General features: G+C 74.4%; 11 protein-coding genes. 8 read left to right on the top strand and 3 right to left on the bottom strand.

Going from position 1 to position 12,982, the window contains the following annotated elements:
* Nucleotides 1-24 precede the first annotated feature (24 nt).
* From MicB006_RS20255 to MicB006_RS20225, 7 genes are all read left to right on the top strand, one after another.
* Entirely contained in the window at nucleotides 25-2,379 is a 2,355-nt protein-coding gene (locus MicB006_RS20255) for a nitrate- and nitrite sensing domain-containing protein (RefSeq protein WP_116508199.1), read from the top strand.
* The gene (locus MicB006_RS20250; RefSeq protein WP_116508197.1) at nucleotides 2,379-2,801 is read left to right on the top strand and encodes a roadblock/LC7 domain-containing protein; all 423 of its coding nucleotides are present in this window, start codon (nucleotides 2,379-2,381) and stop codon (nucleotides 2,799-2,801) included. Before MicB006_RS20255 ends, MicB006_RS20250 begins: the two co-directional genes overlap by 1 nt.
* Entirely contained in the window at nucleotides 2,791-3,180 is a 390-nt protein-coding gene (locus MicB006_RS20245; protein ID WP_116508196.1) for a DUF742 domain-containing protein, read from the top strand. The genes MicB006_RS20250 and MicB006_RS20245 overlap by 11 nt, the downstream gene beginning before the upstream one ends.
* Nucleotides 3,161-3,763 (top strand): ATP/GTP-binding protein, encoded by a 603-nt coding sequence (locus MicB006_RS20240; RefSeq protein WP_073830578.1) that lies wholly within the window; start codon nucleotides 3,161-3,163, stop codon nucleotides 3,761-3,763. Before MicB006_RS20245 ends, MicB006_RS20240 begins: the two co-directional genes overlap by 20 nt.
* 105 nt (nucleotides 3,764-3,868) lie before the next feature.
* The gene (locus tag MicB006_RS20235) at nucleotides 3,869-4,903 is read left to right on the top strand and encodes a lactonase family protein (RefSeq protein WP_192900108.1); all 1,035 of its coding nucleotides are present in this window, start codon (nucleotides 3,869-3,871) and stop codon (nucleotides 4,901-4,903) included.
* A 179-nt stretch (nucleotides 4,904-5,082) separates the two neighbouring features.
* Nucleotides 5,083-6,837 carry a substrate-binding domain-containing protein gene (locus MicB006_RS20230; RefSeq protein WP_192900107.1) on the top strand — a complete coding sequence of 585 codons (1,755 nt, stop codon included), beginning with the start codon at nucleotides 5,083-5,085 and terminating at the stop codon, nucleotides 6,835-6,837.
* Between the two features lie 213 nt (nucleotides 6,838-7,050).
* Nucleotides 7,051-8,532, top strand: coding sequence for a sugar transferase (locus MicB006_RS20225; protein WP_073830581.1), 1,482 nt, complete (start codon nucleotides 7,051-7,053; stop codon nucleotides 8,530-8,532).
* Nucleotides 8,533-8,542: 10 nt separating this feature from the next.
* Here the strand turns inward: MicB006_RS20225 and MicB006_RS20220 are convergent, their stop codons facing one another.
* Nucleotides 8,543-9,673 (bottom strand): PP2C family protein-serine/threonine phosphatase, encoded by a 1,131-nt coding sequence (locus MicB006_RS20220; protein ID WP_116508190.1) that lies wholly within the window; start codon nucleotides 9,671-9,673, stop codon nucleotides 8,543-8,545.
* 95 nt (nucleotides 9,674-9,768) lie between these two features.
* Between MicB006_RS20220 and MicB006_RS20215 the strand changes: the two genes are divergently transcribed.
* Nucleotides 9,769-10,284, top strand: a complete 516-nt coding sequence (locus MicB006_RS20215) for a MarR family winged helix-turn-helix transcriptional regulator (protein WP_116508189.1) — start codon at nucleotides 9,769-9,771, stop codon at nucleotides 10,282-10,284.
* A 19-nt stretch (nucleotides 10,285-10,303) separates the two neighbouring features.
* Here the strand turns inward: MicB006_RS20215 and MicB006_RS20210 are convergent, their stop codons facing one another.
* Nucleotides 10,304-11,290 (bottom strand): B12-binding domain-containing protein, encoded by a 987-nt coding sequence (locus tag MicB006_RS20210; RefSeq protein WP_116508187.1) that lies wholly within the window; start codon nucleotides 11,288-11,290, stop codon nucleotides 10,304-10,306.
* Entirely contained in the window at nucleotides 11,287-12,876 is a 1,590-nt protein-coding gene (locus MicB006_RS20205; RefSeq protein ID WP_225980427.1) for a PP2C family protein-serine/threonine phosphatase, read from the bottom strand. The genes MicB006_RS20210 and MicB006_RS20205 overlap by 4 nt, the downstream gene beginning before the upstream one ends.
* Nucleotides 12,877-12,982 lie beyond the last annotated feature (106 nt).

Below are 12,982 nucleotides of genomic sequence, written 5' to 3'. Positions count from 1 at the left end.
GACACCTTCCCGGGCGAGGTCTGATTGAACACCCGTGACTGGCCGATCCGCGCCAAGCTGACCGCGCTGGTCATCGGCCCGGTGACCGGGCTGCTGGCGTTGTGGATCTTCGCCACCACGCTCACCTTCGGGCCCGCCCTCGACCTGCTCTCCGCCCGTACCCTCCTCTACGACCTCGGCCGTCCCGGCGAGAGCGTGGTGGCGGAGCTGCAGCGGGAGCGGCGGCTGTCGGTGGTCCAGCTCGCCGGCGGCGGCACCCTGCCGGCGCTGGCCGAGCAGCGGGTACGCACCGACGACGCGATAGTCGAGCTGCGCCGCAAGGTCGACGGCAAGGACCTGCGCGACGTCGCCGACGAGCAGCTCGACGCCCGGCTCGACCAGTTGGTCTCGGCGCTGGACGCGCTGCCCGCCGGGCGCGCCTTCATCGACGACCGGAAGGTGGACCGGTCCGGCGCCGTCGGCCTCTACAGCGGAATGATCGGTTCGGCGTTCCAGGCGTTCGGCGCGATGGCCGCGCTGCCCGACGCCCAGCTCAACCGGGAGGCGACAGCGCTCACCGCGCTGGGCCGCTCCCGCGAGCTGCTCGGCCAGGCCGACGCGCTGCTGGCCGGCGCCGTCACCGCCGGCCGGTACGCCGAGGGCGAGCACGAGCAGCTGGTCCGGACCCTGGAGAACCACCGTTTCCTGGCGGAGACGGCGGTGGCCGACCTGCCGGCCGGGGAGCGGAGCTCGTACCAGCGGTTGACCGAGGCCGCCGGGTTCGTGAAGATGCGCGCCTTCCAGGACACCCTGATCCGCTCGCCCGGGCTGCCGGCCCGGTTCGACATGGCCGGCTGGGAGGCCAGTCACGCCGAGGTGTGGCAGAGCCTGCGCGACTTCGAGCTGCGCGGCGCGGACGCCCTCGCCGAACGGTCGGTGCCGATGGCGACGCGGATCCTCGTCCAGCTCGCCGCCGCCGGTGTGCTCGGGCTCGTCGCGATAGTGGTCTGCGTGCTCGTGGCGCTGCGGGTCGGCCGGTCGCTGGCCCGGCGGCTGACCGGCGTACGCGCCGCCGCGACCGAGGTCGCCGAGCACCGGCTGCCCGACGTGGTCGCCCGGCTGCGCCGGGGCGAGGAGGTCGACGTCGCCCGGGAGGCGCCCGAACTGGACCACGGCGGCGACGAGATCGGCCAGGTGGCGCGTGCGTTCAACGAGGTGCGCCGCACCGCGGTGCGCGCCGCGATCGACGAGGTCAGCCTGCGCCGGGGGTTCAACGAGGTGATCCTCAACCTCGCCCGGCGCAGCCAGGGCCTGGTGCACCGGCAGCTGGCGCTGCTGGACCGGCTGGAACGGCGTACCGAGGACCCGGACGAGCTGGCCGGGCTGTTCCAGGTCGACCATTTGGCGACCCGGCTCCGGCGGCACGCCGAGGACCTGGTCATCCTCGCCGGGGCCGCGCCCGGGCGGGGCTGGCGCCGGCCGGTCGCCGCTGTCGACGTGATGCGCGGCGCGATCTCCGAGGTCGAGGCGTACGACCGGGTCGACGTGGGTGAGGTGGCGCCGGCCGGGGTGCTGGGCCGGGCCGTCGGCGACGTGATCCACCTGCTGGCCGAACTGATCGAGAACGCCACCGCGTACTCACCGCCGGGCACCCGGGTGGACGTCACCGGCCGGACCGTCCCGGGCGGCTACACCATCGAGATCACCGACCGAGGGCTGGGCATGTCCGCGCCGGCCCTGGCCGCGGCCAACCGCAAGCTGGCCGAGCCGCCCGAGTTCGACCCGACCGACAGCGCCCGGCTGGGGCTGTTCGTGGTGGCGCGCCTGGCCGCACGGCACGGTGTGCGGGTGGAGCTGCGCCCGGCCCGTCCGGCCGGGATCGTCGCCGCGGTGTTCGTACCGTCGGACCTGATCACCGACGAGCCGCCGGTGGGCGCGGACGGCCCCGCCGGGCCGGAGCGGCGGCGCCTGGCCAAGGTGACCCGGCTGGCCACGGTGCCGCGTCCGGGGCGCCCGAACCGGCTGGGACGGGACCGGTCGGAGAACACAGTGGTCCCGTTGCAGTCCGCGCGCGCCTCGACCGTGGAGCCACCCGCCGACGGCGACGGCCTGCCGCGCCGGATCCGGCGGCGCGGCGCGTCGGCGCGTCCGCGCGCGGCGGTCGTGGACGCCCCGGCGTACCGCACGCCGGAGGAGGCGCGCCGGGCCATGTCGGCGTTGCAGGCGGGCACCGCGCGGGGACGCCGGGACGGCTCCCGCACCACCGACCCGGCGGGTGACGCCGATCCGGCCACCATCGAAAAGCCTGACACCGGTACGCCGTCCGCCACGCCGGGGCCGGCCGTGGAGCCCGCCCTGCCGGTGGCGGAGGACCGAACCGCGACTGAGAGGGACGCCTAGTGGTGTACACGACGCGGCAGAACGCCGATCTCGACTGGCTGCTCGACGACCTGGTGGACCGGGTGCCCGCCGCGCGCCGGGCGGTGGTGCTCTCGGCGGACGGGCTCCTGCTCGGCGCCTCAAGCGACCAGGACCGCAGCGAGGCGGAGCACCTGTGCGCGCTGGCGTCCGGCTTCTCCGGGCTGGCCAAGGGCGCCACCCGGCACCTCGGCGGCGGCGCGGTCCGCCAGACCGTGGTGGAGATGGAGTCCGCCTACCTGTTCGTGACCGCCGCCGGGCAGGGCGCCTGCCTGGCGGTGGCGAGCGACGCCGACGCCGACATCGGCCTGGTGGCGTACGAGATGGCGATGCTGGTGATCCGGGTCGGGGAGAACCTGGCCGCGCCGGCGCGCAGCGGCGGGGGGCCGGCCGATGCGCGCTGACTCCCCGGGGCCGCAGCACGAGTGGCTGGACGCCGACGCCGGTCCGGTGGTGCGCCCGTACACGCTCACCGGGGGCCGGGTGCGCCCGCCGGTGGACGGCTTCGACCTGCTGGCCTTCGTGCTCGCCACCCCTGACGTCGATCCGGCCGGCACGCCCGGCCTCCAGCCGGAGCACCGCCGGCTGATCGAACTGGCCCGCCGGCCCAAGGCCGTGGCCGATCTCGCCGCCGACCTGGACCTCGCCGTGGGCGTGGTCCGGGTGCTGCTCGGCGACCTCCTCGCCCATGGCTTCGTCGCGGTGCACCGGCCACCGGCCACCGCGTACCTGCCCGACGACAACATCCTCAAGGCGGTGGTCAGTGGACTCCGTGCGTTATGACCGGGAGCCGGGGGCGCCCCAGATGCCGCTGGCACTGAAGATCCTCATCGCCGGTGGGTTCGGCGCCGGCAAGACGACGCTGGTCAGCGCGTTGAGCGAGGTGCGGCCGCTGCAGACCGAGGAGGTGCTGACCGGCGCCGGGCTCGACACCGACGACGTCTCCGGGGTGGAGCAGAAGTCGACCACCACCGTGGCGATGGACTTCGGCCGGATCACCATCAACGACGACCTCCAGGTCTACCTGTTCGGCACGCCGGGTCAGGACCGGTTCTGGTTCCTCTGGGACGAGCTGGCGTTCGGCGCGCTCGGCGCGGTGGTGCTCGCCGACACCCGGCGGCTGGCCGACTGCTTTCCCTCCATCGACTACTTCGAGCAGCGGGGCATCCCGTTCGTGGTGGGCGTCAACTGCTTCGAGGGCTCCCGCCGGTTCGGCCTGGAGGCGGTACGCGACGCCCTCGACCTGGACCCGGACGTCCCGCTCGTGCTCTGCGACGCGCGGGACCGGCAGTCCGGCAAGCTGGTGCTGATCTCGCTGGTGGAGCACGTGGCGCGGCAGCGCGGCGAGCCGGTGCCGGTGGGCTGAGCCGCCCGCCGGGAATCCCGTCGGCCGTCGCGGGACTGATCGGGCACCGTACCGGGAAGCCTCTGGTTGGATCTGCGGAGACAGGACCGACGGAAGGTGGGAGCGGTGACCGGGCAGGACGAGATCGTCCACATCGGCGGCTACACGGCGGAGACGGGCGGGCGGGGCGAGGGCGTCGTCGCGGCCCGGCGGGACCGGGCGAGCGGCGGGCTGACGCCGCTGGGTGTCGTGGCGGTCACCCCGTCGCCGTCGTTCCTGGCCCGGCATCCGGCGCTGCCGGTGCTGTACGCGTGCAACGAGTTGCCGGACGGCCGGGTCAGCGCGTTCCGGGTGGCGCCGGACGGGGGCCTCACGCCGCTGGGCGAGCGTCCCTCCGGCGGGGCCGAGCCCTGTCACCTGGCGGTGGCCCCGGACGGGCGGCACCTGTTCGTGGCGAACTACGGCGGCGGCAGCGTGGCGGTGTTCGGCCTGGACGCCGAGGGCGTGCCGGGGGAGCGCACCGACCTGGTCCGGCACGACGGCCACGGCCCCGACCCCGACCGGCAGGAGCACGCGCACTGCCACATGGTCTCGCCGGATCCGGCCGGCGGCCCGTTGCTCGCCGTCGACCTGGGCACCGACTCGGTCTACCGGTACGACGTCGACGCCGGGTCCGGCCGGCTGACGCCCCGGGAACCCCGGTTGAGCACCCCGCCCGGCACCGGGCCCCGCCATCTGGCCCGGCACCCGGACGGGCGGCGCGGCTGGCTGGTCGGCGAGCTGGACGCCACCGTCACCGCGTACGACCTGACGCCGGACGGGCCGCGGGAGCGGGCGCGCGTCGACGCCAGCGGGCGGGCCGGGCACGTCCAGCCGTCCGAGGTGAGCGTGGGACCCGGTGGGCGCTTCCTCTACGTGGGCAACCGGGGCGTCGGAACGGTGGCGGTCTTCGCGCTCGACGGCGCCGCGCCGGAGCTGGTGGCCGAGGTCGACACCGGCGGCGAGTGGCCGCGGCACTTCGCGTTCGCCGGGGACCACCTGTACGTCGCCGACGAGCGGGCCGACATGATCAGGATCTTTCGGGTCGATCCGGTCAGTGGAGTGCCCGAGGCGGTGGGGGAACCGGTTCCGGTACCGAGCCCGACCTGCTTTCTGCCGTGATCGACCGGTCACCGAAACAACAGTCCGGAGTGGACTGATATCACCCAAAGATGACTGACCAGTAACTTAGCGTATGGGTTAGGTGATCAACTGTTTCTGCTGCGTAACTTTCGTCCGAACGGTTGTGGTGGTAACCCCACGAGGTACGCAAGATGGTCACCGTGTCTGGCCGCCATCGCATGCGTTCCAACCTCCGTGGAGCAGGCGCCGCCGCTGTGGCGGTAGCCCTGGTCGCCGTCGTGGGCGGCTCCTGGTTCGGCTACCAGCAGCTGGCCGGCCCGAACTGTTCGGGCCGGATCGAGCTGTCGGTGGCGACCGCCCCGGAGATCGCCCCCGCGGTGCGTAGCGCCGCCGACCAGTGGGTCTCCGACGGCGCCGCGGTGGGCGGCACCTGCATCGCCGTCAACGTCTCCTCCTCCGAGTCGGTCGAGGTGGCCGCCGCGGTGGCCAGCAAGCACGGCGCCACGCTCGCCGGTGTCGGGCAGGCCAGCGGCACCGCCGTCACCCCCGACGTCTGGGTGCCCGACTCCTCCACCTGGCTGGTCCGGCTCAAGAGCGGCGGCGCCAGCGCGTTCGCGCCGACGAACGGCGCCTCGATCGCGCGCAGCCCGGTGGTCGTGGCGCTGCCCGAGCCGGTGGCCTCGCGCATCGGCTGGCCGGACAAGAAGCTGCGGTGGTCCGACCTGCTGACCCAGGTCACCGCGAGCAAGCCGCTGCGGGCCGGGATCGTCGAGCCGACCCAGGACGCGGCCGGCCTGTCCGGGCTGCTGTCGCTCACCGCCGCGGCCAGCTCCACCGGCGAGTCCGGCTCGCCGAAGGCGCAGGAGGCGATGGTCGGGGCGCTGCGGGCGCTGGCGACGAACCGCTCCTCGCTGCGGCAGGACCTCCTCGCGCGGTTCCCGCGCTCGTCGGACCCGACGGCGATCGCCAACGGACTGGGCGCGGCGGCGCTGTCCGAAGAGGACGTGATCGCCTACAACAGCACGAAGCCGCCGATCCGGCTGGCCGCGCTCTACCTGGAGCCGGTGCCGATCCCGCTGGACTACCCGTTCGCGGTGCTGCCCGGCATCGAGCCGGCCAAGGCGTCCGCCGCCCGGGTGCTCTTCGAGGTGCTGCGTACGCCGGACTTCAAGGACCGGCTGGCCTCGCAGGCGCTGCGCGCGCCGGACGGCAACTGGGGGCGCGGCTTCCAGGCCCCGACGGGCGCGCCGAGCCCGGCGAACGGCGGCGCGAGCCAGGTGCCGCCGTCCGGTCAGGGCGGCGCGGCCGACCTCGACCCGGGCGCCATCTCGACGGCGACCACCACCTGGTCGGTGGCCACGCAGTCGGGCCGGATGCTCTGCGTCATCGACGTCTCCGGCTCGATGAAGAAGCCGGTCGCGACGGCGAACGGCGCCAGCCGGGAACAGGTCACCGTGGCGGCCGCCAGCCAGGGCCTCGGGCTCTTCGACGACTCCTGGTCGATCGGCCTGTGGACCTTCTCCACGAACCTCCAGGGCTCGCAGGACTGGAGCGAGCTGGTCGGAATAAAGCCGTTGTCGAGCAACCGGGGGGCGCTGCAGCGCGGCCTCGCCTCGATCAAGCCCTCCAGCGGCGACACCGGCCTGTACGACACCATGCTCGCGGCGTACAAGAAGGTGCAGCAGGACTGGGAGCCGGGCAAGGTCAACTCGATCGTGCTGTTCACCGACGGCAAGAACGAGGACGACAACGGCATCTCGCAGAAGGAGCTGCTGGACCAGCTGAAGAAGCTGAAGGACGACGAGCAGCCGGTCCAGGTCGTCATCATCGGCATCGGCACCGAGGTGAACCGGGCCGAGCTGGAGTCGATCACCAAGGTCACCGGCGGCGGCGCGTTCGTCACCACCGACCCCAGCAAGATCGGCGAGATCTTCCTCCGGGCGATCGCGCTCCGGCCGCCCGCCCCCCGCTGACCTGGCGCTCAGCGCTACCCTTCCGCCGTACCGGGAAATCCGGTACGGCGGAAGGCTTCCCGGCTCAAAGCGTGGGATGAGAACTGACGGTAATGCGTCCGAATCAATCGGTAACCATAATTGTCCAGGCATGATGACCGGGTGCCTCGACCGCGGGCTCCACACCGGAGCCGGGCGGGGACGGGGCGGTCCTGAGCGAAGTGGGGAGGGCCGGTGACCTCGGCGACGCTGTTGACCCCTGCCACGACGTCGCGACCCGGTGGTGATCGCCCGGGCAAGACGACACGAGCGGCGGAGCGGGCCTACATCCGGGTCCTGGTGGTGCTGGACACCGCGGTGCTCGCGGTGGCCATCCTGGTCGGTTACCTGGCGCGGTTCGGCGACGAGGAGCCGACCGGGTCCGAGATCCCGTACGTCGTGGTCGCCCCGGCGCTGCTGCTGGTCTGGCTCGTCTCGCTCAAGGCGATGCGGTGCTACGACGACCAGGTGCTCGGCTACGGCGCGGACGAGTACCGCCGGGTCAGCGCGGCGAGCATGCGGTTGGCCGGCGGTATCGCCATCGCCGGGTACATCGCCGACGTCGGCGTCTCCCGGGGTTTCCTGGCCATCTCCTTCGCCGTCGGCACCGTCGGCCTGGAGGTGGCGCGGTTCGCGGCCCGCAAGCGGCTGCACCGGGCCCGCGACCGGGGCGCCGGCTGGTCGCGCAAGGTGCTCGTGGTGGGCGACACGGCACACGTGCTGGAGCTGGTGCACACGCTGCGCCGGGAGCCGTACGCGGGCTACCAGGTGGTCGGCGCGTGCATCCCGGACGCGCTGCTCGCCCCGGTGCCGCAGCGGCTGGGCGACGTGCCGGTGGTCGGCTCCTTCCGGGGCATCCCGGAGGCGGCCACCGCCATCGGCGCCGACACGGTGGCGGTCACCGCCTCCGGTGAGCTGACCGCGACCCGGCTGCGCCGCCTGGGCTGGCAGCTGGAGGGCACCGGGGTCGACCTGGTGGTGGCGCCCGCGCTGACCGACGTGGCCGGCCCCCGTATCCATACCCGTCCGGTCGCCGGCCTGCCGCTGATCCACGTCGAGGCGCCCGAGTTCCGGGGCGCCCGCAAGCTGGTCAAGGGCTTCGTGGACCGGTCGATCTCGTCGATCGCGCTGCTCGTGCTGGCGCCGCTGCTGATCGTGATCGCGCTCGCCATCAAGATCGACAGCCGTGGCCCGGTGCTGTTCCGGCAGACCCGGGTCGGTCAGGGCGGCGAGGAGTTCGGCGTCTTCAAGTTCCGCACCATGGTGGTCAACGCCGACGCCCTGCTCGCCGAGCTGGCCGCGCGCAACGAGACCGACGGCCTGATGTTCAAGATGCGCGACGACCCGCGGGTGACCCGGGTGGGCCGGCTGCTGCGCAAGTGGTCGCTGGACGAGCTGCCCCAGCTCGTGAACGTGCTGCTCGGCCAGATGAGCCTGGTCGGCCCGCGCCCGCCGCTGCCGTCCGAGGTGGCCCGTTACGACGGCGACGTGGCGCGACGCCTCCTGGTCAAGCCCGGCATGACCGGCCTCTGGCAGGTCAGCGGGCGGTCCGACCTGAGCTGGGAGGACGGCATCCGGCTGGACCTGTACTACGTGGAGAACTGGTCGCTGGCCGCCGACCTGACCATCCTGTGGAAGACGTTCGGCGCGGTCATCAACAGCCGCGGCGCGTACTGAGAGGGCCGGGTCAGGGCTGCGGGCCCAGCCAGTCCAGGCAGACCACCACCGCGTCGTCCACCAGGTCACCGGCGACGAAGGCCCGCAGGTCGCCGATCAGCGACCGCACCGCGTCCAGCGGCTCCATCGGCCCGGTCCGGCGCAGGAACCGGTCCAGCGCCGCCTCGCCGTAGCGCGTCTGCTCGGTGGTGGCGTCGATGACGCCGTCGCTCACCACGAAGAGCCGGTCACCGCGCTTCAGCTGGAACGTCTGCTCCTGGTAGTCGGTGCCCTCGAACATGCCGAGCGGGAACTGCTTGTCCAGCGCCTGCTCGCTGACCTCGCCGGCCCGCAGCCGCAGCAGGCGGGGCGAACCGGCGTCGACCACAGTCAACGCGCCGGTGGCCAGTTCCAGCTCGACCAGCAGCACCGAGACGTGCTGCTGGCCCCGGTGCTGCGCGTAGATCGCCTGATCGGCGCTCGCGGCCTGGTCGGCCAGGGAGAGCCCGGCCCGGCGCGCGTTGCGCAGCGCGTACGTGGCGAGCGAGGCGAGCAGCGCGGCGGCCACCCCCTCGCCGAAACCGTTCGAGACCGCCAGCCAGAGCCGGTGGCCGTCGTCGGACCAGTCGAAGCTGTCCCCGCGCACCGCGTACGCCGGTTCCAGCTGCCCGGCCAGGCTGAACGACGGGCGGATCCGGCTGCGGCCGGGCAGCAGTTCCCACTGCATCTCGGCGGCGAGCGTGAGGCGCCGGCTGCGCCGGGCGGTGCCGTAGATGTCGGTGGTCGCCATGACCGCGCTCAGCTCGTGCCCGAGCACCGTGGCGATGGTGACCAGCTCGCGGCGCGCGTCCGGGTCGGCCGGCATCGGCGACACCTGGAGCACGCCCCGGCGTTCGCCGCGCATGCCCACCGGGAACCAGCCCACCTCGTCGGCGATCACCGGTTCCTGGTGGTCGAAGGCGCGCCAGGCCGGATGGCCGGGGTGGGCGACCGTCGCGCCGTCACCCAGCGGCAGCAGTTCGGCGAGCCGGTAGTCGACCTGGTACAGCTCGGTGCGGGTGATCCCGTACGTGCGCGCCAGCTCGGCGGCGAGCCGGTCCACGATGAGATCCGTCGGCGCGTCCGTCAGGACCCGGCGCGCGCGGCCCTCAGCTCCGCTCATCTTTGCTCCTTTGCACAGGTCGCCGCGCAGGTCCGGGGAGTAGTCTCGGGCCCACCATGACCGAAGAGCGTGATTCCCAGGGACCTGAACCGAGCATGTCCGCCGCCCTGGACGAGGCGGCAGGCACCTTGCTCGCCGTCTGGGAGGCGGCCCGGGAGCGCACCACCAGCCGGCTGTCCAGTGCCCAGCTACGCGCGATCATGGTCGTCGAGCAGTATGACGGCATCAACCTCCGCCGGCTCGCCACCCTCACCGACATGCTGCTCTCCTCCGCCAGCCGGCTCTGCGACCGGCTGGTGGCCGCCGGAATGCTGGAGCGCGAGCCGGGCCGCTACGACCGGCGGGAGATCTCCCTGCACCTCACTCCGGCGGCCCTGCGGCTCCTCGCCGAACTGCGCGCCGACCGGCGGCGCCGGCTGGAGCGGATCCTGGCCGGCATGAGCCCGGAGGGGCGGCTGGCGCTGCTGGGCGGCATGCGCGAGTTCGACCAGGTCGGCCGGCGCGGGGAGGCGACAGTGGCCGAGGGCTGGCCGGTGCTGCAGCCCTCGGGGGAGTGGATCGGCGACCCGGCCCGCCCGTCCGGTGAGCCGCCGGTGGCCCGTACCGCCTGACTCACCCGGCCCGCTGGACTCACCTGGCCCGGCGGACGGCCCGCAGCCGCGCCACCACCCGGGGATGCTCGATCAGCGCCCGCTCCAGCGTGCCGAGCACGTCGTCCAGCAGCGCCCGGCCGCCCCGGGACGTCAGCGCCTCCGCCTGCCACTCGACGAAGTCCCGCAGCAGCCGGTCGTCGTCGACCCGCACGGCCGCGATCAGCGCGTCCACCAGGTGTGCGATGCCGGTGGCGACGTCCTCGGCGGTCTCCTCGGGCGGGTCCACCGCGGCCAGCGCGAGCCGGACCAGCTCACGCCGCCGGTGCAGCACCGCGACGTACGAGTCGTCGGGTGGCGGTGGCGGCGCGCCGGTGTGCGCGCCGGCGGGCAGCGGTCGGTCCAGCAGCGCGACGGCGTCCCGGGCGCTGGCGCCCCAGGCCGCCGCGCCGATGGTGGTGGCCCACCGGCCCTGCGGCCCGAAGCCGGGGCCGCCCGCCAGCACCGGCACCCCGGCCGCGCGGCTCGCCTCCACCATCCGCGCCGCCCGGACCAGCCGGTTCGGCTGCACGCAGCTCAGCAGTACCGCGTCCGGGCCGGTCTGGTGCAGGTAGGAGACCAGGTGCCGGGCCGGCACGCTGGCGCCCAGGAACGTCACCCGCCAGCCGGCCGCCCGGACCACCTCGGTGACGATCCGGGCGGCCAGCGCGTGCCACTCGCCCTCGACGCAGGCCATCACCACGTGCCCGCGTCGCGGTGGGCCGACGGTCGCGCCCACCGCGCCGACCACGAGCTCGCTGACATGGGTGGCGGCGTGCTCCTGGGCGACGCTCCAGGAACCGGTGAGCCAGCGGCGGCCGATCTCCTGCTGCGCCACCGCGACGAGGTCCACCAGGACGTCCGCGACCGGGACGCCGTCGGCGAGCAGCTCCTGCGCCAGCGCGATAGCGCCGGCCCGGTCGGCCCGGTCCAGGTGATCGAGATAGGCGGCGAGCGTCTCCGGCCCGATCCGGCGCTCCGGGCTCACCCGGCGGCCAGGGCCAGCATGGCGATGTCATCGTGCGGCTGCCCGTCCAGCCACTCGTCGACGAGTTGGAGCACCCGCTCGACGAGCGCGGCCGGCGGGAGCCCGGCGCCGGAGGCGACCGCCTGGCGCAACCGGTCCTCGCCGAACATGGCCAGCTCGGTCGGGCCGCCCCGGGCCTCGGTCACCCCGTCGGTGTACGCCAGCAGCAGGTCGCCCGGTGCCAGCCGTACCTCGGCGTCGGCGAACCGCGCGGCGGTGAGCGCGCCCACCGGCATTCCGCCCACCCGGACCGTCTCGATCCCGCCGTCGGCGCGGACGACGAGCGGGGCGGGGTGCCCGCCACCGGCCACCCGGACCAGCAGCCCGCCGTCCGGCTCGCGGCGTACCGCGCCGAGCAGGAGCGTCGTGAACTGGGCCCGGCGGGCCGCGTCCGGCGCGTCCAGCAGCGCCCGGTTGAGCAGCTCCAGCAGTTCCCGGGGCCGCTGTTCGACGAGGCGCAGCGTCTGCAGCGACTGGCGTACGCGGCCGGTCAGCACGGCCGCGCCGACGCCCTTGCCGCAGACGTCGCCGAGCGCGAGGAGACCGCCCTCGCCGGTGGGGAACACATCGTAGAAGTCCCCGCCGATGCGCAGGCTGTCCCCGGCGGCGCGGTAACCGCCGGCCAGCGTCATGCCGGGCAGGCGCGGCAGTTCCGGCGGGAGCAGGCTGTTCTGCAGCACCCGTGCCAGGTGGGCCTGCTCGCCGTACAACTCGGCGGCGGCCAGCGCGGCGCCGGCGCGCCCGGCGAACTCCCGGGCCAGCGCGATCTCCCGCTGGTCGAAGCCGGGCCGTTCGGGGCGGCGGGCCAGCACCAGCGCGCCGGCCGGGCCGCCGGCGCTGGGCATCGGGCTGATCAGCACGGTGCCCGGCCGGCCGAAGCCGGCGGGCAGCACCTCGGCCAGGTCGGCCAGCTCGGCGTCGAGCCAGGGACTGGGCTCGGTGCGGTCGCCGTCGAGCGCCTCGACCAGCCCGGGGACGGACTCGACTGTGCGCCAGCCGGTCACGCCGGTGACCGGGCCGGACTCGCCGGTGGCGTACCGGATCCAGTGCGGCTGGTCCTCGGCGGGCGGGGCCGGGCGGTGCACCACCACTGCGACGTCGGCCAGGTAGGGCACCGGCAGCGTCACCGTGGCGCGCAGCGTCTGGTCCCGGTGCAGGGACAGCCCGAGCCGGCTGCCGGCCTGGGCGAGGAACGCGGTCCGGGACCGTTCGGCGAGCAGCGCGTCGGTGCGCGCGTGCTCCTCCGTGACGTCGCGGACGTACCAGGCGCCGCGCCCGGCGGCCAGCGGGCGCCGCAGCCCGCGCAACCGCCGGCCGTGGTGCTCCGTCTCGAACGTGTCCGACCCGGCGCGCGCCGCCTCGGCCAGCGCCGGCACCCGGCACCCGGCCAGGTCGACTCCGGGGGCAAGCTCCGGGAGCAGGTCGGTGGCCATCGCGTTGACCAGGGCCACCACGCCGGCGGGATCGACTGTCACGACCGCTTCGGCGAGCCCGTCCAGCAGCTCCTGGGCGAGCCGGTCGTCAGCCGGGAGCGCGGCCCCGGCCACCCGCCGGGGTCGCTTCCTCCAGGCGTGCCCACCGCCGCTCACCGGCCCCGCGACACCGCCCCGGCGCGCGGCGGTCACCTCAGGTGGCCGGGCGCTTCGGTCAGTC

It is taken from the genome of Micromonospora sp. B006 (assembly GCF_003408515.1).
Taxonomy (GTDB): domain Bacteria; phylum Actinomycetota; class Actinomycetes; order Mycobacteriales; family Micromonosporaceae; genus Micromonospora; species Micromonospora echinospora_A.
Note: the sequence above shows the minus strand (reverse complement) of the source record. Positions and strands in the feature narration are given on the sequence as shown.